Origin of the sequence: Streptomyces sp. NPDC046876 (assembly GCF_040645035.1) — a bacterium.
Classification (GTDB): domain Bacteria; phylum Actinomycetota; class Actinomycetes; order Streptomycetales; family Streptomycetaceae; genus Streptomyces.
The window spans coordinates 148,557-173,228 of record NZ_JBEYXK010000002.1 but is presented as its reverse complement, the minus strand read 5'-3'; the positions used below and the strand labels follow the sequence as shown (position 1 = coordinate 173,228).

General features: G+C 76.7%; 13 protein-coding genes. All 13 read left to right on the top strand.

What is annotated here, in order from left to right:
* The first annotated feature begins 63 nt into the window (after nucleotides 1-63).
* The 13 genes from ABZ924_RS02410 to ABZ924_RS02350 all read left to right on the top strand — a co-directional run bounded on the left by ABZ924_RS02410 (nucleotide 64) and on the right by ABZ924_RS02350 (nucleotide 24,652).
* Nucleotides 64-5,790, top strand: coding sequence for an amino acid adenylation domain-containing protein (locus tag ABZ924_RS02410; RefSeq protein WP_361902780.1), 5,727 nt, complete (start codon nucleotides 64-66; stop codon nucleotides 5,788-5,790).
* Nucleotides 5,787-12,299: an amino acid adenylation domain-containing protein gene (locus tag ABZ924_RS02405; protein ID WP_361902778.1), complete on the top strand. Its 6,513-nt coding sequence runs from the start codon at nucleotides 5,787-5,789 to the stop codon at nucleotides 12,297-12,299. The genes ABZ924_RS02410 and ABZ924_RS02405 overlap by 4 nt, the downstream gene beginning before the upstream one ends.
* Before the next feature lie 3 nt (nucleotides 12,300-12,302).
* Nucleotides 12,303-13,325, top strand: coding sequence for an ornithine carbamoyltransferase (locus ABZ924_RS02400; RefSeq protein WP_361902775.1), 1,023 nt, complete (start codon nucleotides 12,303-12,305; stop codon nucleotides 13,323-13,325).
* On the top strand, nucleotides 13,322-14,815 hold the full coding sequence (locus ABZ924_RS02395; RefSeq protein WP_361902773.1) for an MFS transporter: 1,494 nt from the start codon (nucleotides 13,322-13,324) through the stop codon (nucleotides 14,813-14,815). The genes ABZ924_RS02400 and ABZ924_RS02395 overlap by 4 nt, the downstream gene beginning before the upstream one ends.
* A gap of 190 nt (nucleotides 14,816-15,005) precedes the next feature.
* Nucleotides 15,006-15,791 carry a Tat pathway signal sequence domain protein gene (locus tag ABZ924_RS02390; protein WP_361902770.1) on the top strand — a complete coding sequence of 262 codons (786 nt, stop codon included), beginning with the start codon at nucleotides 15,006-15,008 and terminating at the stop codon, nucleotides 15,789-15,791.
* 103 nt (nucleotides 15,792-15,894) lie between these two features.
* Complete coding sequence (locus ABZ924_RS02385; protein ID WP_361902767.1) at nucleotides 15,895-17,085, top strand: inositol-3-phosphate synthase; 1,191 nt, start codon at nucleotides 15,895-15,897, stop codon at nucleotides 17,083-17,085.
* Complete coding sequence (locus ABZ924_RS02380; protein ID WP_361902764.1) at nucleotides 17,082-18,686, top strand: SCO3242 family prenyltransferase; 1,605 nt, start codon at nucleotides 17,082-17,084, stop codon at nucleotides 18,684-18,686. Before ABZ924_RS02385 ends, ABZ924_RS02380 begins: the two co-directional genes overlap by 4 nt.
* 52 nt (nucleotides 18,687-18,738) lie before the next feature.
* Entirely contained in the window at nucleotides 18,739-19,605 is an 867-nt protein-coding gene (locus ABZ924_RS02375; RefSeq protein ID WP_361902967.1) for a sugar phosphate isomerase/epimerase family protein, read from the top strand.
* Complete coding sequence (locus ABZ924_RS02370; protein ID WP_361902761.1) at nucleotides 19,602-20,321, top strand: EboA domain-containing protein; 720 nt, start codon at nucleotides 19,602-19,604, stop codon at nucleotides 20,319-20,321. The genes ABZ924_RS02375 and ABZ924_RS02370 overlap by 4 nt, the downstream gene beginning before the upstream one ends.
* Before the next feature lie 33 nt (nucleotides 20,322-20,354).
* The gene (locus ABZ924_RS02365) at nucleotides 20,355-21,212 is read left to right on the top strand and encodes a TatD family hydrolase (protein ID WP_361902758.1); all 858 of its coding nucleotides are present in this window, start codon (nucleotides 20,355-20,357) and stop codon (nucleotides 21,210-21,212) included.
* 23 nt (nucleotides 21,213-21,235) lie between these two features.
* Complete coding sequence (eboE, locus tag ABZ924_RS02360; RefSeq protein ID WP_361902755.1) at nucleotides 21,236-22,444, top strand: metabolite traffic protein EboE; 1,209 nt, start codon at nucleotides 21,236-21,238, stop codon at nucleotides 22,442-22,444.
* The gene (locus ABZ924_RS02355; protein ID WP_361902752.1) at nucleotides 22,441-23,838 is read left to right on the top strand and encodes a nucleotide pyrophosphatase/phosphodiesterase family protein; all 1,398 of its coding nucleotides are present in this window, start codon (nucleotides 22,441-22,443) and stop codon (nucleotides 23,836-23,838) included. The genes eboE and ABZ924_RS02355 overlap by 4 nt, the downstream gene beginning before the upstream one ends.
* A 28-nt stretch (nucleotides 23,839-23,866) precedes the next feature.
* Nucleotides 23,867-24,652 carry a 4'-phosphopantetheinyl transferase superfamily protein gene (locus ABZ924_RS02350; protein WP_361902749.1) on the top strand — a complete coding sequence of 262 codons (786 nt, stop codon included), beginning with the start codon at nucleotides 23,867-23,869 and terminating at the stop codon, nucleotides 24,650-24,652.
* Nucleotides 24,653-24,672: the final 20 nt, after the last annotated feature.

Genomic DNA, 24,672 nt, shown 5'->3' with positions numbered 1-24,672 from the left:
CCCACACCCCAGGCGCACCGTGCGCCCGCACCGGCGCCGCCGGATCCCGATGAAGGAGAGCACGTGAACGACCGTACACAGTCGGGATCCGCCCCCGGCCGTCTGCTGCTGCCCCACCTGTTCAAGGCCCAGGCCGCCCGCACCCCCGAGGCCCCCGCCGTCCTCGGCGCCGACGGCACCGTCCTCGCCTACGCCGCCCTCGACGACCTCGCCGGCCGCTACGCCGCCGCCCTGCGCGCCCGCGGCGTGGCGCCCGGCGACTTCGTCGGCGTCTGCCTGCCCCGCGGGCCCGAGCTCGTCGCCGCCCTCCTCGGCGTCTGGTTCGCCGGCGGCACCTACGTCCCCCTCGACCCCGCCTACCCCCAGGCCCGCCTCGCCCTCGTCCTGGACGACACCGGCGCCCGCACCGTCCTCGCGGCCGGCTCCACCGCCGACCGGCTGCCGGCCGGCGTGGACGTCCTCGACATCGCCGACGCGCCCGCGGCCCTGACCGCCGCCGAGGCCGCAGCCCTCCCCGTCGCCGCCGACCCGGCCCGCCCCGCCTACGTCCTGCACACCTCCGGCTCCACCGGCCGCCCCAAGGGCGTCCTCGTCCCGCACGCCGGCATCGCCAACCGCGTCCGCTGGCTGGCCCACCGCCACCGCCTCGGCGCCGCCGACCGCTTCCTGCTCAAGACCACCATCGGCTTCGACGCCGCCGGACTCGAGGTGTTCTCCCCGCTGATCAGCGGCGGCGCCGTCGCCATCGCCCCCGAGGACGCCGAGCGCGACCCCGCCGCCCTGCTGCGCGCCGTCGCCGAGCACGGCGTCACCGTCCTGCAGGGCGTCCCCTCCGTCCACCGGCGCCTGGTCGAGCAGTCCGGCTGGGAGGGCGCCGCCGGCCTCCGGCTGATCTTCAGCGCCGGCGAGCCGCTCCACGCCGAGCTGTGCCGCGCCCTGGCCGAGCGCGCCCCGCGGGCCGAGATCTGGAACACGTACGGCCCCACCGAGGCCTCCGTGGACATCACCGAGCACCGCTGGGACCCGGCGCAGGAGACCGGAGCCGTCCTCATCGGCCGGCCCATCGCCCACATGCGGGCCCTCGTCCTCGACCCGGCCGGCCGGCCCGTGCCCGTCGGCGTCCCCGGCGAACTGCACGCCGGCGGCATCGGACTCGCCCTCGGCTACCACGGCCGGCCCGACCAGACCGCCGAGCGCTTCGTGCCCGACCCGTACGGCGCCCCCGGCGAGCGGCTCTACCGCACCGGCGACCGGGTGCGCTGGCTCGCCGACGGCACCCTGGAGTACCTCGGCCGCCTCGACCACCAGGTCAAGGTCAACGGCGTCCGCATCGAGACCGGCGAGGTCGAGGCCGCCCTCACCGGCCACCCCTGGGTGCGGGCCGCCGTCGCCGCGGCCGTCCCCGACGGCTCCGGCGGCCACCGCCTCGTCGCCTGGGTGCAGTCCCGCGGCGAACACCTGCGCCCCGACGAGCTGCGCACCTTCCTGCGCCGCTCCCTGCCCGACCCGTTGGTCCCGTCCGTGTACGTGCCGGTCGCCGAGTTCCCGCTCACCGCGAACGGGAAGATCGACCGCTCCTCGCTGCCCGAGCCGGCCACCGCCGCGGCCGCCGACGCCGGCGCCCACGTGCCCGTACGCACCGCCGCCGAGCGGGTCGTCGCCGAGACCTGGGCGCAGCTGCTGTCCATCCCCGCCGACCGCATCGGCGCCACCCACGACTTCTTCCAGCTCGGCGGGGCCTCCCTGATGCTCAGCCAGCTCGCCGAGGCCCTCACCGCCGCCGGCGGGACCCGGGTCGCGCTGCGCTCGCTGTTCACCGCCACCACCGTCGAGGCCCAGGCCGCGCTGCTCGCCGACGCCCCCGCCCTGGCCGGCGCCGCCCCTTCGGCCCTGGCCGCCGACGAGCCCGTACGGCCCGTCGAGCGCACCCCCGAGGGGCTGCCCCTCTCGCCCGGCCAGCAGGGCATGTGGCTGATGGACCGGCTGCGCCCCGGCAGCTCCGAGTGGAACGCGCCCGTCTTCATCACCCTGCCGCCCCACTACACCGACGACACCCTCCGGGCCGCCCTGACCGCGCTCGCCGCACGGCACGAGATCCTGCGCACCCGTTACGCCCTGCGCGCCGCCGAGCCCGTCCAGATCGCCGACGCCGAGCCCCGCGTCGAGCTGCGCCTCGCCCGCGCCGAGACCGCCGCGGCCCTCGGAGCCCTCGTCCAGGAGGAGTTCGCCCGGCCCTTCGACCTGGAGCACGGACCCGTCTGGCGGGCCCTCGCCGTCCGCGGCCCGCAGCCGCACGCGGCCCTCAGCCTGGTCCTGTCCGTCCACCACATCGCCTGCGACGGCTGGTCCTCCGTCGTCCTCGAACGCGACCTGACGGCCCTGGCCGAAGCCGCCCACCACGGCACCGCGGCCGAGCTGCCGCCGCTGCCCGTCCAGTACGCCGACCACGCCGTCCACCAGCGCCGCCGGCTCTCCGGCAGCGCCGCGGAGGCCGAACTCGCCCACTGGAAGCAGACCCTGGCCGGGATCCTCCCCGTAGACCTGCCCGCCGACCGGCCCCGGCCCGCCGTCCGCGACGGCGCCGGCGCCGCCCACGTCTTCACCGTGCCCGCCGCCCTCACCGAGCGGGCCGCCGCCCTGGGCCGCGCCCACGGCGCCACCCTCCAGCAGACCCTGCTCACCGTGTTCGCCACGCTCGTCGCCCGGCTCACCGGCCAGTGGGACGTCCCCGTCGGCGTGCCCGTCGCCGGCCGCGAACGCCCCGAGGTCGCCGACGTCGTCGGCTTCTTCCTCAACACCCTCGTCATGCGCTGCGACGCGCCGGCCGACGCCCCCTTCACCGAGGCGCTCGCCCGGGTCCGGGACACCGCCCGCACCGCGTTCGCCCACCAGGACCTGCCCTTCGACCGGCTCGTCGCCGCCCTCGACGACGCCCGCGACCCCGGCCGCACCCCCCTCTACCAGGTCATGTTCGACCTCCACGAGGAGGGCCGGACCGGCACCGCCACCGCGAGCGGCGACGTCGACGCCTTCCGCGGCGCCTGGCGGGCCGCCCGCACCGACCTCACCTTCGTCGTCCAGCGGCAGCCCGACGGCAGTCTGCTCGGCCTCGTCGAGTACGCCACCTCCCTCTTCGACCCCGCCACCGTCGAACGGTTCGCGGCCGGCTGGGTCCGCCTGCTCGAAGCCGTCACCGCCGACCCCGCCGTCCGCCTGGACCGGGCCGACATGCTCCCCGACGGGCTGCGCGCGGAACTCCTGGCGCTCGGCCCGGGCGCGCCCGAGCCGGGTACGCCCGCGGCCGGCGACCCGGCCGCCGCGCCCGCCGCCGACCGCAGCGCCGGGGGCGCCGTGCACACCGCGATCGCCGCCGTCGCCCGGACCTCCCCGGACGACACGGCCGTCATCTGCGGGGACGAGCACTGGAGCTACGCCCGGCTGGAGGCCCGCGCCGAGGCGATCGGCCTGCGGCTGCGCGAACTCGGCGCCGCCCCCGAGACCACCGTCGCCGTCCTGCTCGGCCGCACCCCCGACCTGATCGCCGCCTACCTCGGCATCTGGAAGGCCGGAGCCGCCTTCGTCCCACTGGACCCGGCGGCCCCCGACGAGCGCCTCGGCCACATCCTGGACGACTCCGGCGCCGCCCTGCTCGTCTCCGACCTGGCCGGTGCCACCCGCCTCCGCGGCCGCCACGAGGGCCCCTGGCTGGCCCTGGACACCGACGACCGCCTCGCCGCCCTGGCCGCCGCGGGCTCCGCCGTGCCGGCCCCGGCCGTCCCGGGCTCCGCCGATGCGGGTGCCACCACGGCGACCGCCGCCGTGCCCGGCTCCGCCGGTGCGCAGGGCACCGCGACGGCGAACGGCGACGCCGCCGGATCCGCCGTGCCGGGGCCGGCCGTGGCGGGGGCCGCCGGGCGTCCCGGGGCCGGGCTTGCCGCCTGGGCTCCCAGCGCGGCCTTCGCCGCAGCCGCGGGCGCCGCCGCCCTGGCCGCCGCGAGCGACCCCGCCCTGGCCGCCGACGGCCTCACCACCGCGTGGGCCGAGCCCGAGGAGATTGGCGCCCGGACCGCCACGCCGCCGGAGGCACCGGCGTTCGCCGCGGCCGCGGGTGCCGCTGCCCTGGCCGCGGCGAGCGACCCGGCCTTGGCCGCCGACGGCCTCACCACCGCGTGGGCCGCCACCACCCAGGCTCCCGGGACGGGTGCCCAGACCGCCCCACCGCCGGAGGCACCGGCCTTCGCCGCTGCCCTGGCCGCCGCGAGCGACCCCGCCGTCGCCACGGAGGGGCTCGGCTCGTGGACCGGTGCCGCCCGCCCGGCCGAGGGCCCGGCCGGCGGGCCCGCATCCTGGGCCGGCACGCCGCCCGAGGCGCCGGCCGATCCGGCCCGGCTCGCCTACATCATGTACACCTCCGGCTCCACCGGCCGGCCCAAGGGCGTCGCCGTCGAGCACCGGACCCTGCTGGCCATGCTCCGCGCCTCGCAGGCCCACCTCGACTTCGGCCAGGGCCCCGACGACGCCTGGCTCGCCCTCGCCCAGCCCACCTTCGACATCTCCTGCACCGAGCTGCTGATGCCGCTGACCGCCGGCGGCCGGGTGGTCCTGGCCCGCGAGGACGACCTCGCCGACCACCCCGCCCAGCTGCGCCTGATCGAGGAGCACGGCGTCAGCCACCTCCAGGTCGGCCCGCCGCACTGGCAGATGCTGATCGACGCGGGCCTCGGCCGGCGCCCCCTCGTCGGCCAGACCGGCGGCGAGCCCTGCCCGCCCGCCCTGGCCCGCGAGCTGTCCCGGCGGCTGCTGCGCTTCGTCAACGAGTACGGCCTCACCGAGACCACCATCGCCGCCACCCGCTGGGACGCCCACGACACGGCCGCCTCGGTCCCCGTCGGCCGCGCCTACCCGCACGTCACCGCCCGCGTCCTCGACGAGTGGCTCCAGCCCGTCCCGTACGGCGTCATCGGCGAACTCTGCGTCGGCGGCGCGGGCCTGGCCCGCGGCTACCACGGCCGCCCCGACCTGACCGCCGCCGCCTTCGTGCCCGACCCGTACGGAGCCCCCGGCGCCCGCCTCTACCGCACCGGCGACCGCGCCCGCCTGCTGCCCGACGGCACCCTGGAGTTCGCCGGCCGCGCCGACGGCCAGGCCAAGATCCGCGGTCGGCGCGTGGAGACCGGCGAGGTGCAGGGCGTCCTCGCCGAGCACCCCGGCGTCGCCCAGTGCGCCGTCGTCGTCCACGGCAGCGGCACCGCCGCCGCCCTCGTCGCCTACTGGGTCCCGCGACCGGGCCGGGTCCCCGGCGACACCGAACTCCTCGACCACTGCGCCCGCAGGCTCCCGGACTACATGGTCCCCGCCCTGCTCGTACCGGTCCCGGACATCCCGCTGACCCGCCACAACAAGGTCGACGTCAAGGCCCTGCCGGCCCCCGACCTCGCCGCCGCCCTCTCCGACGAGCCGTACACCGCCCCCGAGGGCCCGGTGGAGGAGATCATCGCCGAGATCTGGGCCGAAGTCCTCCACGGGGACGAGCGGTTCACGGACGACGGCACCGAACGCCGCATCGGAGCCACCCAGGGCTTCTTCCGGATCGGCGGGAACTCCGTCCTCGCCGCCCGCGTCGTCGCCCGCCTCCACGAGGAGTTCGACGTGGAGATGCCGCTGCGCGCCGTCTTCGAGAACCCCACCGTCACCGCCCTCGCCGCCGCCGTCGAGGAAGCCGTACGCATTGAGATCGAGTCGCTCGACCACGCCGAACTGGCCATCGCCCACAGGGAGTACCAGCCGTGACCGCACCCACCGCACCCACGCAGGAAGAACTGCGGGCGGAACTGCTGCGCAGACGGCTCGCCGGCCGCGCGGGCCGCACCGGCGGCCGCACCGCCGCCCGCACCGCGATCCCGCGCGCCGACCGCGACGCACCCCTCGCCCTCTCCGCCGGCCAGCGCCAGCAGTGGTTCCTGCACCAGCTCGACCCCGACAGCCCCGAATACCTGCTGCCGCTCGTCTTCCGGCTGCGCGGCACCCTCGACGAGAGCGCCCTGCGCCGCGCCTTCGACGCCCTCGCCGCCCGCCACGAGATCCTGCGCACCCGCTACGTCCTCGACGGGACCGAGCCCCGCCAGGTCATCGACGCCCCCGGCCCCGTCGACTACGCGGTCAGCGAGGCCGCCGGCACCGCCGAGGCCGACCGGGACGCCGCCGCGGCCGCCTTCGCCCGGGCCCGCGCCGCCGAGGTGTTCGACCTGGCCGCCGAGGCCCCGCTGCGCGTGCGCCTGCTGCGCTTCGCCTCCGACGACCACGTCCTGGTCGTCGTCATGCACCACATCGCCTGCGACGCCCTGACGAGGCCGCTGCTCCTCGCCGACCTGGCCGCCCTCCACCGGGCCGCGGGCGCCGTCACCGGCCCGCTGGGCGCCGTCCTGCCCGAGCCGCCCGTGCAGTACGCCGACTACGCGGCCTGGATGAACGCCCGCCAGAGCGGCCCCGCCGCCGACGCCGCCCTCGACTGGTGGCGCGGACAGCTCGCCGGCACAGCCCCGCTCGGCCTGCCCACCGACCGGCCGCGGCCCGCCGTGCGCGGCTGGGACGGCGCCGTGGCGGAGTTCGACGTCCCGGCCGGGGTCGCGGACCGGCTGCGCGGCCTCGCCGAGGAGGAGGGCGCCACCCTCTTCATGGTCCTGCTCGGCGCCTACCAGGCCCTGCTGGGCCGCTACACCGGCAAGCAGGACGTCGCGGTCGGCACCGCCGTCTCCGGCCGCACCCGCCCCGAACTCCAGCAGATGGCCGGCTACGCCTACAACAGCCTGGTCCTGCGCGGCCGCTGGCAGGGCGACCCCGCCTTCCGGGAGCTGCTGCGGGGCGTGCGCACCACCGTCCTGGACGCCTTCGACCACCAGGACACCCCCTTCGACCGCATCGCCGACGAGCTGGAGCCCGCCCGCGACCTGTCCACCACGCCCCTGTTCCAGGTCATGTTCGACCTGGCCTCCGGGCACGGCTCCGACAGCCCCGACCTGCCCGGACTCGACGTCCGGCCCGTCGCCGCGACCGGCCGCATCGCCCGCTTCGACCTCACCCTGCACCTGGCCGAGCGCCCCGACGGGTCCCTGCACGGCAGCCTCGAGTACGCCACCGACCTGTTCGCCGCGGCCACCGCCGAGCGGATCACCGGCCACTACGCCGCCCTGCTCGCCGCCGTCGCCCAACGGCCCGGCGACCCGCTGTCCGCCCTGGACTTCCTCGGCGGCGCCGAGCGCTCCCTGCTGCTCGACGGACCCGCCGAGCCGGTCGGCGCGCCCGTGACCGGCGAGCCGCGGCCCGTCTTCGAGACCATCGCCGAGCAGATCGCCGCCACCCCCGACGCGATCGCCGTCCGCCACGCCGGCGGCACCACCACCTACGCCGAACTGGACGCCCTCGCCGACCGGTTCGCCCGCCGGCTGGTGCAGCTAGGGGCCCGGCCCGACGACACCGTCGGCGTCCTGCTGGACCGCGGCCCCGACCTGGTCGCCGCCCTGCTCGGGATCTGGCGAGCGGGCGCCGCGTACGTCCCGATCGACCCCGGCTACCCCGACGAGCGGATCTCCTTCATGCTCGGCGACACCGGCACCCGCCTGGTCGTCACCCAGGCCCGGCACGCCGGCCGCTTCTCGGGGCCCGAGCTCGTGGTCGTCGACGACCCCGCCGAGCGGATCGCCCTCGCCACCGCAGAGGCCGAGCTGCCCGCCGCGTACGACCTGGACCAGCTCGCCTACGTCATCTACACCTCCGGCTCCACCGGCAGGCCCAAGGGCGTCCTCATCGGCCACCGCGGCCTGGCCAACTACCTCACCTGGACCGCGGGCGCGTACGCCTCCGCCGGCACCGGCGGCGCCCCCCTGTTCTCCTCCGTCGCCTTCGACCTCGGCGTCCCCGACCTGTACGCGCCGCTGATGACCGGGCAGAGCGTGCACCTGCTGCCGCAGGACTTCGACACCGCCGACCTCGGCGCGCTGCTCGCCGAAGGCGGCCCGTACGCCTTCATCAAGCTCACCCCCGGCCACCTCGACCTGCTCTCCCGGCAGCTCGACCCCGCGCAGATCCGCGACCTGGCCGGGCTGGTCATCGCCGCCGGCGACTCCTTCACCCACCGCCTCGCCGAACGCTGGGCCGCCGCCGCAGGACCCGACGGCACCCGGCTGGCCGCCGAGTACGGCCCCACCGAGATCACCGTCGGCAACTCCGCCTTCTTCCTGACCGCCGACGGCGCCGCCCGCGGACCCGTCGCCACCGAGCTCGTCTCCATCGGCCGCGCCATCCCGAACACCACCATGTACGTCCTCGACGAGCAGCTGCGCCCGCTGCCCGTCGGCGTCCCCGGCGAGGTGTGGATCGGCGGCACGGGCCTGGCCCGCGGCTACGCCGGCCGGCCCGACCTGACCGCCGAGCGCTTCCTGCCCGACCCGTACGGCGCCCCCGGCGCCCGCATCTACCGCACCGGCGACCTCGCCCGCGTCCTGCCCGACGGCAACCTCGACTTCATCGCCCGCATCGACCACCAGGTCAAACTGCGCGGCTACCGCATCGAACTCGGCGAGATCGAGACCGCCCTGAGCGCCCACCCCGCCGTCGCCGAGGCCGTCGCCCTCGTCCGCGAGGACAGCCCCGGCGACCGGCAGCTCGTCGCCTACCTCGTCCCCGCGCCCGGCGCCGACGAGGAGGCCCTCGCCCCGGCCGCCCTCAAGGACCACCTCGCCGCCGCGCTGCCCGCCTACATGATCCCCTCCGCCTACCTGCGCCTCGCCGCCCTCCCGCTCACCGCCAACGGCAAGCTCGACCGGCGCGCCCTGCCCGCCCCCGGCCGCGAGGCCACCGCCGTCGGCGAGCACGTCGAGGCGCGCGACGCCGCCGAGGCCTCCATCGCAGCCGTCTGGGCCGAGACCCTGGGCCTGGAGAAGGTCGGCGTCCACGACAACTACTTCGACCTCGGCGGCGACTCCATCCGCGCCGTCTCCCTCGTCGGCGCCCTGCGCGAGGCCGGCTGGGAGACCAGCGTCCGCGACGTCTTCGAGCACCGCACCGTCGCCAGGCTGCGCGCCGCCCTCGGCGACCAGGCCGGCGACGGCACGGCCGAGCGCGCCGACGGCCCCGTCGCCCCCTTCGCCCTGATCGGCGAGGAGGACCGGCTCACCCTGCCCGGCGGGGTCACCGACGCCTACCCGGTCTCCCGGATCCAGGCCGGCATGCTCGTCGAGATGCACGGCCGCAGCGGCGAGAACCGCTACCACAACATCACCTCCTTCCGGATCCGCGACGAACTCCCCTTCGACCCGGCCGTCTTCCGGCGGGCCGCCGACCTGATCGTCGAGCGGCACGAGGTCATGCGGACCTCCTTCGCCCTCTCCGGCTACAGCGAGCCCCTCCAGCTCGTGCACGCCGTCGGCGAGGTGTCCATGCCGTGCCTCTTCGAGGACCTGCGCCACCTGCCCCGCGCCGAGCGGGAGTCCGCGATGTGGGCCTTCGCCGACCGCGACCGGGCCGAGCTCTTCGACCTGGCCGCCGCCCCGCTCATGCGGATGGCCGTCCACCTCGTCGACGACGAGAGCTGGTGGCTGTCCATCACCGAGTGCCACCCCGTCATCGAGGGCTGGAGCTACCACTCCCAGCTGATGGAACTGCTGCGCGCCTACAAGGCGATGCGCACCGGCGGCGAGCCCGAGCCCGCCCCGCCCGTCCCCGCCGTGCGCTACGCCGACTTCATCGCCGGCGAGCTGCGCTCCCTCGCCTCGGCCGAGGACCGCGACTTCTGGCGCGGACTCGTCGACGGCCACGAGAGGTTCACCCTCCCGGCCGGCTGGGCCGGCGACCCCGAGGGCCCCGACGAGCGCTACCGCATCGACATCGCCCTCGACGAGGTCGAACCGGGCCTGCGCGCCCTGGCCTCGGCCGCCGAGGTCCCGTACAAGAGCGTGCTGCACGCCGCCCACAGCAAGGTCCTGTCGCTGCTCACCCGGTCCGGCGCCTTCCGCGGCGGCATGGTCGCCGACGCCCGCCCCGAGGAGGCCGGGGCCGAGCGCGTCTCCGGCATGTACCTCAACTCGGTGCCGTTCCCGTACCGTACGGGCGCCGCGACCTGGGGGGAGCTGGCCCAGGAGGTCTTCGCCCGCGAGGTCGAGCTGTGGCCGCACCGCCGCTACCCGATGCCCGCCATGCGCGTGCCCGGCGGCGAGAGCCACCTGATCGACGTGCTCTTCCACTACCTCGACTTCCACCAGGTCGACACCGAGCTCATCGACATCATGGCCAGCCGCGACGACAGCCCCAACGAGTTCCCGCTCGTCGTCGGCACCCCCGTCCGCGGCCACCTCTCCATCGCCTCCCGCACCCGCACCCTGGGCAAGGCCGGCGCCGAGCGGCTCGCCGCGCTGTACCGGGCCGTTCTCGCCGACATGGCCCGCACCGGCGCCCACGGCGACGCCCGCACCGCCTTCCCCACCGCCCAGGAGCGCGCCCGCCTCACCGCGCCCGCGCTGCCGCACCCCGACTCCCCGGCCGACGTCCTCGCCGCGTTCGAGGCACAGGCCGCCCGCACCCCCTGGGCCACCGCCCTCACCGGGGCCGGCGCCCCCGCCGGCGGCGTCTCGTACGCCGAGCTCGACGAGCGGGCCAACCGGATCGCCCGGCGGCTGCGCGCCCTCGGCGCCGGCCCCGAGACCCGCGTCGCCGTCCTGCTGGACCGCGGTCCCGAGCTCGTCGCCGCCCTGCTCGGCGTGTGGAAGGCCGGCGCGGCCCAGCTGCCCGTCGACCCGTGCACCCCCGACACCCGGATCGCCGGGCTCGGCTTCGTCCTGGCGCTCACGCAGGCCCCCTACGCCGGCCGGTTCACCGGGATCCTGCCCCAGGGGCGGGTCCTGACCGTCGAGGAGGTCTCCGACGAGGCCGACGGAACCCCACTGGGCCTGGCCCCCTTCGACCCCGACCGGCTCGCCTACGTCCTGCACACCTCCGGCTCCACCGGCACCCCCAAGGGCGTCGAGATCAGCCACCGCTCGCTCGCCCACTACCTCGACTGGGCCGTACGTGCCTACGCCGAGGGCCGCTCCGGCGGCGCTCCCTGGTTCACCTCGGTCGGCTTCGACCTGGGCCTGCCCGCCCTGTACGCGCCGCTGGCCACCGGGCAGCCGGTGCACCTGCTGCCGCAGACCTGGCAGCCGGAGGAGTTCGGACCGCTGCTGATGGCCGGCGCCCCGTACGCCTTCCTCGGGCTGACCCCCGGCCACCTGCAGCTGCTGGAGGCGCAGCTCACCGACTCCGAGCTCGGCGGGATCGCCGGCATCGCGGTCTGCGCCGGCGACGCCTACCCGACCGCCCAGGCCGAGCGGGTCGCCGCCCGGATCGCCGCGGCCGGCGGGCGGATGGTCCTGGGAGCGGAGTACGGGCCCACCGAGGCCACCGTCGCCGCCACCTTCGGGCACGTCCGGCCGCGGACCGGGCGGACGCTGGTGCCGCTGGGCTCCCCGCTGCCCGGGGTACTGCTGCGGATCCTCGACGACCGGCTGCGGCCCGTGCCCGACGGGATCACCGGCGAGGTGTGGCTCGGCGGCGAGGGGCTGGCCCGCGGCTACGCCGGGCAGGCCGCCCTCACGGCGCAATCGTTCCTGCCGGACCCGTACGGACTGCCCGGCACCCGGATCTACCGCACCGGCGACCTCGCGCGGATGCTGCCCGGCGGCGTCCTGGAGTTCACCGGCCGCGCCGACGAGCAGGTCAAGATCCGCGGCCACCGCGTCGAGCCCGGCGAGGCCGAGGCCGCCCTGACCGCCGACCCGGCCGTCCGCGAAGCCCTGGTCGCCGCCGTCGAAGCGGCCGACGGGGGCAAGCGGCTCGCCGCCTGGGTGGTGCCCGCCGACGGGCAGGCCGTCGAGGTCCCCGCCCTGCGCGAGCGGCTGCGGGCGCTGCTGCCCGCCGCGGTCGTCCCCGCCACCGTCACCGTCGTCGACCGCCTCCCGCTCACCGCCCACGGCAAGCGCGACAAGGCCGCCCTCGCCTCCCGCGGGGCCACCGCCACCCCGCTGCCGTACACCGCACCGCGCACCGACCTCGAGAAGGTGCTCGCCGAGGTGTGGGCCGAGGTCCTCGGCCTCGAACAGGTCGGCGTCCACGACGACTTCCGCGACCTCGGCGGCGACTCGCTGCTCGTCGCCCCGCTGCTCGTCGCCGCCCGCCGGCACGGACTCGCCCTCGACCTCGCCACCGCCCTGCGCCACCCCACAGTCGCGCAGACCGCCGCCGCACTCGAAGACCCCCGGAAGGGCTGACCGATGGAAACGCTGCACACCGCCGACATCCCGGACGCCGACCTCCAGGCGGCCGCCCCCGAGCCCTCGGGCCGGCGCCGGGCGCGCCACCTCGTCTCCATCGACGACCTCACCGACCGGGAGCTGCGCCGGGTCGTCCTGCGCGGCGCCGAGTTCTCGGCCGGCACCGCCGGCCGCTCCCACGCCCTGGACGGCCTCGTCGCCGGCATCTACTTCGCCAAGACCTCCACCCGCACCCGTACGGCCTTCTCCTCCGGAGCGCTGCGGCTCGGCGCGCGGATCATCGCGTACGGGCCCGGCGACCTCCAGCTCAACACCGGCGAGACCACCGGGGACACCGGGCGCGTGCTCTCCGGGATGCTGGACGTGCTCGTCGCCCGCACCGCCGGCCCCGAGGCGGAGCTGCGGGGCTGGGCCGCCCAGGACCGGATGGCCGTCGTCAACGCCATGAGCGCCGAGGAGCACCCCACCCAGGCGCTGACCGACCTGACCACGCTGCTGCGGCACTTCGGCCGCATCGAGGGGCTGCGCTTCCTGTACGTGGGGGAGGGCAACAACACGGCGGCGGCCCTCGCCCTGGCGCTGACCCGGTTCCCGTCGGTCCACCTGGAGCTGCGCACCCCGCCGGGGTACGGACTCCCGCCGTCCGTCGCCGCCCGGGCGCAGGCCCGGGCCGAGGCGTACGGGTCGGTGCTGGTGGAGCGGCACGACATGGCCGCGCTCCCGGCCGGCTTCGACGTCGTGTACACCACGCGCTGGCAGACCACCGGCACCTCCAAGCCCGACGCGAACTGGCGGGAGGTCTTCGCCCCGTTCCAGGTCACCACCGGGCTGTGGGAGGCCAGCCCGCGGGCGGTGTTCATGCACGACCTGCCGGCCCACCGCGGCGAGGAGGTCACCGCCGAGGTCCTGGACGGCCCGATGAGCATCGCCTTCGCCCAGGCGACGAACAAGATGCACAGCGCGATGGCCGTCCTGGAGCACAGCGTCGCCCCCGCTGCTGCGCGCGGCTCGGCCGTCCGGTGACCCCGCCGCCGAGATCGGCCACGGACCCGTCGACCCTGCCGTGGCACCTGTCGCAGGACGGCCCGGCCCCGGCGGCCGCCGACCCGGAGGTCCCCCTCGCAGGGCCCGCCGCCCGGGCGGTGACGGCGCGGCAGCGCGTACCCGCGCCCGCGCCCGTGCCCGGGAGCGGTTCCGGGCCGGGTGCCGGGACGGACGTGCTGCCGCGCGGCGAGGACGGGGCCGTCGCCCCGGCCCAGGCCCCGGACGCGGCCCCGGCACACGACGGGCCCGGCGCCGCGGTCCCGTTGCGGCGGAACCGGGACTTCGGACTGCTGTGGGGCGGGGCCGGTCTGTCGCTGCTCGCCGGGCGGGCCACCGCCGTGGCCTACCCGCTGACCGTCCTGTGGGTCACCGGCTCGCCCGGCGACGCCGGCCTGGTCGGGACCGCCCTGCTGCTGCCGCAGCTGCTGGTCCAGCTGCCCGGCGGGGCCCTGGTGGACCGGTGGGACCGCCGCCGGATCATGCTGGGCGCCGGGCTCGGCCAGGCGCTGATCGCCGGCGCCGTCGCCGCCCTGCTGCTGAGCGGCCACGTCTGGCTGTGGGCCCTGCTCGCCGCCGCCTTCGCCGAGGGCGCCCTCGGGGTGCTGCACCAGCTCGCCGAGCGCGCCGCGGTCCCGGCGGTCGTCCCGGCCGAGCAGCTGCCCGCCGCCCTCACCGGCAACGAGGCCCGCACCCGCGGCGCGGCCATCGCCGGGCAGCCGCTCGGCAGCGGCCTGGTGGCCCTGGGCGCCTCCTTCCCGTACCTGGCGGCCCTCGTGGGGCAACTCGCCTCCACCGTCCTGCTGTTCGGCGTACACGGCAAGCTCCAGACGGTCCCGGACGGCGGCCGGACCGGGCCGCGGCCCGATCTCCTCGCCGAGGTCCGCGAGGGCCTGGCCTGGATGTGGCGCCAGCACTTCCTGCGCGCCGTCATGGCCGCCGTGGCCGTCTCCAACGTCCTCTTCCAGGGCCTCAACCTCGCCGTCATGACCGGAATCCAGGCCCGCCACGGCTCGCAGTTCGAGATCGGCCTCGTGCTGTCCCTGAGCGGCGCGGGCGGGCTCGTCGGCGCCCTCTCCGGCGGGTGGTGGACCCGCCGGTCCTCCCTGCGGGCCCTGGTCCTCGGCGGGCTGCTGGCGTGGACCGCGCTGATGGTGCCCGTCGCCTACCTGCACGAACCGCTCGCCTTGGGCGCCCTGTTCGCGGCCAGCGGCTACGTCGGGGGCGTCTTCAACGTCGCCGGCGGGGTCTTCCTGGTCCGGGTCGCCCCAGACCGGATGCGGGGCCGCGCCAACTCCCTGGCCATGCTGGTCGGTTCGGGTGCCATGGCCGCCGGTCCCGTCGCCGCCGGCTTCGCCCTGGAGGCCTTCGGCCCCACCCGCACCGTGCTCGGCCTCAGCGCCGCCATGGGCCTGACGGCGCTCGCCGCGCTGCTCTCGCCCGCCCTGCGCCGCAACCCGCTCGACGCGTAGCGCGCCGCAGGGCACCGCACCCCAGGCCCCGCGCCGGCCCCCGTACGGGGCCTGCGCGGGGCCTGGGGCACGCCCTGCGCGGCCACGGCGAAGCCGTATAGATCGGCCATAGCGGACCACGGAAAAGTACAGGTCATCGCACCTCCCGAATGCCCGTCCGCATCCGCGCACATCTCGAAGGAGCACGACCATGCCGCTCAACTCCATGGACCGGAGGAGCGTCCTGCGGACCGCCCTCGGCGTCGCCGGAGCCGCCGCCACCGTCGGCCTCGTCGGTGCCGCCCCGGCCGCCGCCCACGGCCGCCGCCCCACCCTGCCCAAGGTCGAGGGCCTCGTCGGCGACCGCTGGGCGAGCGAGTTCTGGTACGAGTACGACGAGATGTCGTACTACACGCCGACCGCCGAGATGAAGGCCGCGGTCGCCGCGATCACCGCCCCCTTCGGCGGCTTCACCAAGTCCTACGACGCCTGGCTCGCCACCCGCCAGGGCGGCCGCTACCCGCGCAGCTGGCTGGAGCTCATCGAGCCCAACCGCGCCCACTTCGAGCTGCTCTCCCGCGAGCAGAAGAAGGTCTACGACAAGTGGTACGGCCACGACCCCAAGGGCCTGGTCTTCGCCTTCCAGGAGTTCGGCCAGGGCACCCTGTTCGACCCGCGCCGCCCGGCCGGCAACAAGGTCCACATGATGAACTACACGCCGCCGGAGGCCACCCACGCCTACCACCGCTGGCACGCCTACCTGCAGTCCTTCCAGCTGCTGGGCATCGACCGCCGCTTCTGGGCGCACATCAACCGCCTCGCCGGCGCGGCCTGGGAGCTCCAGTCCATCGCCAAGCCGGTGAACGACGCCAACGACAACAAGCACCTGCCCAAGCGCGTGGTCAACAAGGTCACGGCGAAGTGGCTGTGCCGCTCCGACGCCAAGGTCACCTCGGCGTTCGACGTCTGGCCCTACCCGGCCGACCTGGGCAAGTGACCCGGTGGGGCCTGTCCGCGGTCCCACGACCCGCCGCCCCGCCGCCCCGCCGGACAGGCCCCCGCCCCCCACATCCCGTAGCACTCAGGAGGATTGGCACACCATGCGAGACACGACCGGATCCGCACCCCGCATCGGCGTCTGGATGGTCGGCGCGCGAGGCTCGGTCGCCACGGCGGCCGTGGCCGGCGCCGGGGCCATCGTCGCGGGTGCCGCCTCCCCCGTCGGATGCGTCACGGAAACACCCCCGTTCCGCGGCGCCTCCCTGCCGGCCCTCGCCGACCTCGTGTTCGGCGGCCACGACGTCGTCGACACCCCGCTGTCGGCGAGGGCCCGGCAGCTCGCCGCGGCGGGCGTGCTGCCCGCCGCGGTCCTCCCCGCGGTGGACACCGCGCTCGCCGCCGCCGAGCTGGAGATCCGCGACGGGTCCCTGCGCCCCGGCGAGTCGCAGTGCCGGGCCGCGGCCCGCCTCGCCGAGGACATGGCCTCCTTCCGCGACCGCCACCGCCTGGAGCAGGTCGTCGTCGTCAACGTCTCCTCCACCGAGCCGCTGCCCGAGCCCGACCCCGCCCACCTGAACCTGGCCGCCCTCGAAGCCGCCCTCGGCGCCGGCTCGCTCACCCTCCCGGCCAGCTCCCTGTACGCGTACGCCGCCTTCACCGCCGGGTGCTCCTACGTCAACTTCACCCCCTCCGCCGGGGCCTCGCTGCCCGCGCTGGAGGAGCTGGCCCGGCTGCGCGGCGTCCCGCACGCCGGCCGCGACGGCAAGACCGGCGAGACGCTGGTCAAGAGCGCCCTCGCCCCGATGTTCACGCAGCGGGCGCTGCGGCTGCGGTCCTGGTCGGGGACGAACCTGCTGGGCGGCGGAGACGGGGCCACCCTCGCCGACCCGGCGGCCGCCCGCTCCAAGACCGAGTCCAAGCAGCGCAGCCTGGAGGAGACCGTCGGCCACCCGGTGCAGGGCCAGGTCCACATCGACAACGTCCCCGAGATGGGGGAGTGGAAGACCGCCTGGGACCACATCTCCTTCGAGGGCTTCCTCGGCGTCCGGATGACCATGCAGTTCACCTGGCAGGGCTGCGACTCGGCGCTGGCCGCGCCGCTGGTCCTGGACCTGGTGCGGCTGACCGCCCTGGCCGGGCGGCGCGGGGAGTCGGGCGCCCTGCCCGCGCTGGCCTTCTTCTTCAAGGACCCGGCCGGCTCCACGGAGCACAACCTGACCCTCCAGCACGAAACCCTGACGGCCTGGGCCACCGCACCGGCCGCCGACCGGACCCCGGGATCGACCCGATGACCCCCGCCCCGATGCCCACCGCGGCGCGCCCTGCGCCCGGAGCGCCCACGGAAGCCGCTCCCGCCGCCGCAACGGCCACTGCCGCGCCGCCCGCCGGAGCCCCGGCTGCCGGCTGCGGGTCGGCCACCGCCACCGCCACCGCCTCCGCTGCCCCGGCCGCTGCCGCGCCGACCGGATCCCCGGCCGCCGCGCAGGATGTGCCCGCCGGCAGGTCCGCTGCCCCGCATGGTGCGCCCGACGCCCCTGCTGCCGACTCTGCAGCCGCCGGGGGGAGCGGCCCGGCCGTTCTCGGGCGGGTCCTCGCCTTCGGGCGGGCTGCCGTGCTCCGGGTCCCGCGTGCGGGCCGGGCCGGGGCGGGCGGCTGCGAGGAACCGCTGCGGCTGCCGCCCTTCCCGGGGCGGGGGCTTCGGGCCCGGCGCACCCTGCGGGCCTACGTCGAGCTGGTACGGGCCCCAGCGGCGGCCACCGTTCCCGGGGACGTCCTGGCCGGGGCGCTGGCCGCCGGGCGGGGCGCCGGGCCGCGCACCCTCGGCCTGGCCGGCTCCTCCGTCTGCCTCTACTGGGCCGGCATGGCCCTCAACGACTGGGCCGACCGGGAGCTCGACGCCGTCGAGCGCCCCGAGCGGCCCCTGCCGTCCGGCCGGATCCGGCCCGCCGCGGCCCTCGCCACGGCGGCCGGGCTGACCGCTGCCGGCCTCGCCGTCGCCGCCCTCGCCGGCGGCCGCCGGACCGTGCTGCGGCGCACCCTGCCGCTGGCGGCCGCCGTGTGGGCGTACGACCTCGGCGTCAAGAACACCCCGCTGGGCCCGGCCGTGATGGCCGCCGCCCGCACCCTGGACGTCCTGCACGGCACCGGGCCCGGCCCGGCCCGCGCCGCGCTCGCCCCGGCGGCAGCCGTCGGCGCCCACACCCTGGCCCTGACCCGGCTCAGCCGCCACGAGGTCGACGGCGCCCCGCGCCACGAGCCGGCCCTGACCCTCACGGCCGCGGCAGCCCTCGCCGCAACCACCCTCACCCCGCACAGCGGTACCGAGGGACCCGCCCGGACAGCAACCCCCGCGCTGCGCGCGGCCGCCCGGGCCCTCGCTTCCGCCGGGGCGGCCCCCGGCAGTGCGGGCTCGGACCCCACCCGTACGGGCGGCCCGGCCGAGGCACCCCTGCTCGCCATGCGCGCGGCCGCCCGGTGGGCGCCCGCCCCCGCCGGGGCAGCTCCCGCGGGCGGCGGCTCCGCCGCATTCGCCGCGGTCAGCCGTACCGGCGGGCCGGGCGGGGCGGTTGCCGCCGTGCTGCGTGCGGCCGGCCGGGCCCTCGCTCCTGCCGGGGCGGTCCCCGGCAGCGCCCGCTCCGCCGCCGGAGCCGGTCGGGCCGTGCAGGCCGCCGCGGTCGGGCTGTATGCGCTCGGGTGGGGGCCCGCCCTCGTGCGGGCCGTGCGCGAGCCCGACGGGGCCCGGGTGCGGGGGGCCGTCGGGGCCGGGATCCACTCCCTGCTGCCGCTCCAGGCCGCCCTGGTCGCCCGCGCCGGCGCCCCCGGCCCCGCCGCCGCGCTCGCCGCCGCCCTGCCGCTCGTCCGCCGACTCGCCCGGAAGGTGTCCTCCACATGACCCCCCTCGCCACCGCCGCGGGCCGCGGAGGCCGCTCGTGAACGCACCCCGCATGCCCCGCTTCTCGTACGGGACCAACGGTCTCGCCGACCACCGGCTCGGCGACGCGCTGCGGATGCTCGCCGACCTCGGCTACGAGGGCGTCGCGCTCACCCTCGACCACCAGCACCTCGACCCGTACGCCCCCGACCTGCCCTCCCGCGTCGGCGAGGTCCGCCGGGCCCTGGCGGCCACCGGCCTGTCGGTGGTCGTGGAGACCGGGGCCCGCTACCTCCTCGACCCGCGCCGCAAGCACCGCCCGACCCTGCTGTCCGCCCGCCCCGAGGGCCGCGCCCTGCGCCTGGACCTGCTGCGCCGCGCCATCGGCATCGGCGCCGAACTGGGCGCCGAGGCGGTGCACTTCTGGAGCGGCACCCCCGACCCGGACACCACCCGGGAGGAGGCCTGGCAGCGGCTGGTCGACGGCTGCGCCGAAACCGTCTCGCACGCCGAGGCCGCCGGCATCGACCTGGCCTTCGAGCCGGAGCCGGGCATGCTCGTCGCCGACCTCGCCGGCTACCGCCGGCTGCTGGCCGACCTCGGCCGGCCCGAGCGGTTCCGCCTCACCCTGGACCTGGGCCACTGCCGGTGCCTGGAGCCGTACTCCGTGGCCGACTGCATCGAGCTCGCCGCGGACCGCCTCGCGCACGTCCAGATCGAGGACATGCGCCGCGGGGTCCACGAGCACCTGCCGTTCGGCGAGGGCGAGATCGACTTCCCTCCCGTCCTGGCCGCCCTGGTCCGCACCGGCTACCGCGGGCTGGTCTCCGTCGAGCTCCCGCGCCACAGCCACGCCGCGGCCCACGTGGCCCACCACAGCATCGCCTTCCTGCGCGCGGCCGCCGCCGCCCACCTGGACAAGGAGGCCGTACTCCGATGAGCGCACCGACCCTCGCCCGCCCCGCCGCCGCGGCAGCGGTACTGCCCGACCCCGCGCCCCCGCTCGCCGCCGCCGACACCTGCGTCCACGACGCGCTGACCCTGCGCACCCTCCAGGAGTCCCTGCGCTCCGCCCTGGACCAGGAGCACCGCACCCGCCTCGCCGCCGACACCGCCGCCGTCGCGGCCGAGGGCCCCCGCGCCCTGGACCGCCGCTTCCCGGCCGCCGGCCGCGACCACGGCCGCGGCCCGCTGCCCGGCTGGGCCGGCTGGAGCGTCGAGGACGCCGTCCGCACCCTGCTGCTGCGCGCCCTGACCCGGTACGGGACCACCGGCCCGGCCCTGGCCGACGAGGTCGCCCTGCGGTACGCGCACGGGGACGCCGCCGAGCGCCGCGGCGTCCTGCGCGCCCTGCCGTTCCTGCCGCTCGGCGCCCGCGCCGTCCACCTCACCGACGACGCCGTCCGCACCAACGACAACCGGCTCATCGCCGCCGCCCTCGGCCCGTACGCCCGCGCCCACCTCGACCAGTACCGCTGGCGCCAGGCCGTCCTGAAGTGCCTGTTCACCGGCATCCCGCTGGCCCGGGTCTCCGGGCTGAACGAGCGGCGCGACGCCGAACTGGCCCGGATGGCCCGCGGTTTCGCCACCGAGCGCCGCGCCGCCGGCCGTCCCGTCCCCGCCGACCTGTGGGTCGTAGCGGCCCTCGACCACTGACGACACACCACACACCCCTTCCGGAGCCCGGCCATGCGCATCTTCGACCCGCACATCCACATGACGTCCCGCACCACGGACGACTACCGAGCGATGCACGCCGCCGGCGTCCGCGCGCTGGTCGAGCCCGCGTTCTGGCTGGGTCAGCCACGCACCTCCCCGGCCAGCTTCGCCGACTACTTCGACTCCCTGCTCGGCTGGGAGCCGTACCGGGCCGCCCAGTTCGGGATCAGCCACCACTGCACGATCGGCCTCAACCCCAAGGAGGCCAACGACCCGCGCTGCACGCCCGTGCTGGACCTGCTGCCCCGCTACCTCGCCAAGGACGGGGTCGTCGCCGTCGGCGAGATCGGCTACGACACCGTCACCGAGGCCGAGGACCACGCGTTCGCCGTGCAGCTGGGCCTCGCCGCCGAGTTCGGCCTGCCCGCCCTCGTGCACACCCCGCACCGCGACAAGGCCGGCGGCACCGCCCGCTCCCTGGCCGTCGTCCGCGAATCCGGCATTGACCCGTCCTTCGTCGTCCTCGACCACCTCAACGAGGTCACCGTCGCCGAGGTCCAGGACTCGGGCTGCTGGATGGGCTTCTCCATCTACCCCGACACCAAGATGACCCCGGAGCGGATGGTCGCCATCCTCCGCAAGCACGGCACCGAGCGGATGCTCGTCAACTCCGCCGCCGACTGGGGCCACAGCGACCCGCTCCTGACCCGCACCACCGCCGAGGCCATGCTCGCCGCCGGCTTCGACGAGGACGACGTCGACCGCGTCCTGTGGCGCAACCCGGTCGCCTTCTACGGGCAGTCCGGCCGCCTCGGCCTCGAGGGGTACACCGACGTGCAGGCCGCGGGCCTGTACGCCGGCAATTCGATCGCCCGCGGCGGCAGCTGACCGGGGCGGAGGGACCACCACCGATGCGCTTCCGCCACCGCGACGGCACCGCCGTCCACCTCGCGTACTGCACCAACGTGCACCCCGCCGAGACCCTGGAGGGGATCACCGCCCAGCTCACCACCTACGCCGAACCCGTCCGCAAGGAGACCGACGAGCCGGTCATCGGCCTCGGCCTGTGGCTGCCCGTGGACGCGGCCGCGGCCCTCGCCGCCGACCCGGCCGCCGTCGCCGCCCTGCGCCGCGAGCTGACCGTGCGCGGCCTGGAGACCGTCACCCTCAACGGGTTCCCGTACCGCGGCTTCCACGCCCCCGTCGTCAAGCGGGCCGTGTACTACCCGGACTGGTCCGAGCCGGCCCGCCTGGAGTACACCCTCAACCTGGCCCGCGTCCTGGCCCGGCTGCTGCCGGCCGACGCCGAACGCGGCTCGGTCTCCACCCTGCCGCTGGCCTGGCGCACCGCCTGGTCCCGCACCCGCAAGGCCGCCGCCATGCGCCAGCTCGACGCGCTCGCCGCCGGCCTGCGCCGGATCGAGGCCGAGACCGGCCGCGTCATCCGGGTCGCCGTGGAGCCCGAGCCGGGCTGCGTGGCCGAGACCACCGAGCAGGCCGTCGAACTCCTGTCCGGCGTCGACCACGACCGGATCGGGCTGTGCCTGGACGTCTGCCACCTCGCGGTCGCCCACGAGGACCCCGACACCGCGGTCGCCCGGCTGCTCACCGCCGGCCTGCCGGTGGTCAAGGTCCAGGCGTCGAGCGCCCTGGAGGCCGCCGACCCGGCCGACCCGCGCGTACGGGAGGCCCTCGCCGCCTTCGCGGAGCCGCGGTTCCTGCACCAGACCCGCGAGGCCGGACCCGCCGGGGCCGAGCTCCTCGGCTCCGACGACCTCGGGCCGGCCCTCGCCGGAGCCCTGCCCGGGGAGGCGCCCTGGCGGATCCACTACCACGTGCCGCTGCACGAGGAGCCGGCCCCGCCGCTGGCCTCGACGAGCCCGGTCCTGCGCAAGGCCCTCGCGGCCCTGTTCGGCGGGGACCACGCCGTCGCCGACCACGTCGAGGTCGAGACGTACACCTGGTCCGTGCTGCCCGAGGGCAGCCGCCCGGTCGGCGCCGCCGGCCTCGCCCGCGGCATCGCCGCAGAACTGCGCTGGACGGCCCGCGAACTGACGTCCCTGGGCCTGACCCCGGCCGGCGCGGCCGCTGCCCTCCCCGGAAAGGAGCCCCGCTCATGACCGGATCGACGAGCCGGCAGGGCAAGAGGAAGGTGGCGGTCCTGTGCACGGTCGGGTTGACCTCCCGGCTGCTGCCGCACATGCCGAACCTGCGGGCCATCGGAGAACAGGGCTTCGCCGCCCCGCTCGACACCGTCTTCCCCGCCGTCACCGCCACCGTCCAGGCCACCCTGACCACCGGCACCCTGCCCCGCGAACACGGCGCCGTCGGCAACGGCTGGTACTTCCGCGACCACGGCGAAGTGATGATGTGGCGCCAGCACAACGCCCTGGTGCAGGGGGAGAAGGTCTGGCAGGCCGCCCGCCGGCACGACCCGGACCACACCACCGCCTACCTGTGCTGGTGGTGGGCGATGGGCGCCGACGTCGACACGGTCCTCACCCCGCGCCCCGTCTACCACTACGACGGCCGCAAGGCCCCCGACTGCTACACGGTGCCCGCCGCCCTCCGCGACGAACTCACCGAGCTACAGGGCGAATTCCCCCTGTTCAACTACTGGGGTCCCACGGCCTCCCTCACCTCCACCCGGTGGATCGCGGGCGCCGCCCGGCACGTCGCCGACACCCGTGACCCCGACCTGTCGTTCATCTACGTCCCGCACCTGGACTACGACCTCCAGCGGTTCGGCCCCGACAGCCCGCAGGCCGTCCGGGCCGCCCGCGAGGCCGACGCCGCGCTGGGGCCGCTCCTGGACGACCTGCGGGAGCGCGGCACCACCGTCGTCGCGCTCAGCGAGTACGGCATCGCACCGGTCAGCCGGCCCGTCGACATCAACCGCGCGCTGCGCCGCGAGGGCCTGCTGTCGGTGTACCGGCAGCGCGGGATGGAGTACCTCGACCCGTACACCTCGCGCGCCTTCGCCGTCGCCGACCACCAGGCGGCCCACGTCTACGTGGCCGACCCGTACGACGTACCGCGCGTACGCGACGTGCTGAAGGCGCTCGACGGGGTCGACGAGGTGTGGGACCGCACCCAACAGGCCGACTACGGCATCGACCACCCGAACGCGGGCGAGCTGGTGGCCGTCTGCGAGCCCGACGCCTGGTTCACGTACTACTACTGGCTCGACGACCGGCACGCGCCCGACTTCGCGCGCGGCGTCGAGATCCACCGCAAGCCCGGCTACGACCCGGCCGAGCTGTTCTTCGACCCCGCCGATCCGGCGGCCAGGGCGAAGGCGGCCGTGGCCGTGCTGAAGAAGAAGGCCGGCCTGCGGGCACCGCTGCAGGTGGTGCCGCTGGACCCCGGGTGCGTCCGCGGCAGCCACGGCCGGCTGCCCGACGACGAGCGGGACGGGCCGCTGCTGCTGTGCTCCGACCCGTCCCGGGAACGCGCCCGCTACCACGCCACCGAGGTGAAGGACCTGCTCCTGAGCCTGGGCGGCCTGACCTGACGACACCCCAGAGGGGGAGGAGGATCCGATGACCAGCCAGCTGCTGGCTGCCGCCCCGACCGTGCACGTGCCGGAATCGGCCGCACGGGAGGCGGCGAGGCTCGAGGAGACCGGCGAGGCCCACGTGTGGTGGTGGCCGCTGGGGGACCGGGTCGACCAGGCCGAGTTCGACCTGCTGGACGAGGTCGAGCAGGTCCGCGCCCGCCGCTACCGCAACGAGCGGGACGCCGCCGCGTTCGTACGGACCCGGGCCGGCGCCCGGCGCGCCATCGGGGAGCTGCTCGGCGTCGACGCCCGTACGGTGGCCCTCGGCCGCCGGGTCTGCCCGGGCTGCGGGGACCTGGAGCACGGCCCGCCGGCCGTGGCCGCCCCGGCCGTCGGCCTCGCGGTGAGCCTGACCCGGACCAGCGGCTGCGGGGTGCTGGCCCTGCACGCCGGGGACTGGATCGGCGTGGACATCGAGGCCCTGCGCCCCGTGGAATCCGGCTCGCTGGCCGACGTGGTGCTCGCCCCGGCCGAGTACGCGTACATCATGTCGCTGCCCGCCGGGCCCGAGCGGACCGCCGCGTTCCACCGGGTGTGGACCCGCAAGGAGGCCGTGCTCAAGGGGGTCGGGCTGGGCCTGCTGGGCATCGACCTGAACGCCCTCGACGTCACCCCGGGCATCCCGGGCCCCGTCGAGGTGGTGCACGGCTACCAGGGGGAGGTGACGCGCTGGCAGGTCGACGACCTGGACCTGGACGGCAACTGGTCAGCCTCCCTGGCCCGCCCCCTGACCCCCACCCTGGGCCCCATCCACCGCCACCGCCCATAGCCCGCCCAACCCAGCCCCTC

Bases quoted from the DNA above. Each gene is read 5' to 3' on its own strand.
- ABZ924_RS02350 (WP_361902749.1), top strand. From the start codon at position 23,867: ATGACCAGCCAGCTGCTGGCTGCCGCCCCGACCGTGCACGTGCCGGAA.
- ABZ924_RS02375 (WP_361902967.1), top strand. From the start codon at position 18,739: ATGCCCCGCTTCTCGTACGGGACCAACGGTCTCGCCGACCACCGGCTC.
- ABZ924_RS02390 (WP_361902770.1), top strand. From the start codon at position 15,006: ATGCCGCTCAACTCCATGGACCGGAGGAGCGTCCTGCGGACCGCCCTC.
- ABZ924_RS02385 (WP_361902767.1), top strand. From the start codon at position 15,895: ATGCGAGACACGACCGGATCCGCACCCCGCATCGGCGTCTGGATGGTC.
- ABZ924_RS02355 (WP_361902752.1), top strand. From the start codon at position 22,441: ATGACCGGATCGACGAGCCGGCAGGGCAAGAGGAAGGTGGCGGTCCTG.
- eboE (WP_361902755.1), top strand. From the start codon at position 21,236: ATGCGCTTCCGCCACCGCGACGGCACCGCCGTCCACCTCGCGTACTGC.
- ABZ924_RS02370 (WP_361902761.1), top strand. From the start codon at position 19,602: ATGAGCGCACCGACCCTCGCCCGCCCCGCCGCCGCGGCAGCGGTACTG.
- ABZ924_RS02400 (WP_361902775.1), top strand. From the start codon at position 12,303: ATGGAAACGCTGCACACCGCCGACATCCCGGACGCCGACCTCCAGGCG.
- ABZ924_RS02365 (WP_361902758.1), top strand. From the start codon at position 20,355: ATGCGCATCTTCGACCCGCACATCCACATGACGTCCCGCACCACGGAC.
- ABZ924_RS02380 (WP_361902764.1), top strand. From the start codon at position 17,082: ATGACCCCCGCCCCGATGCCCACCGCGGCGCGCCCTGCGCCCGGAGCG.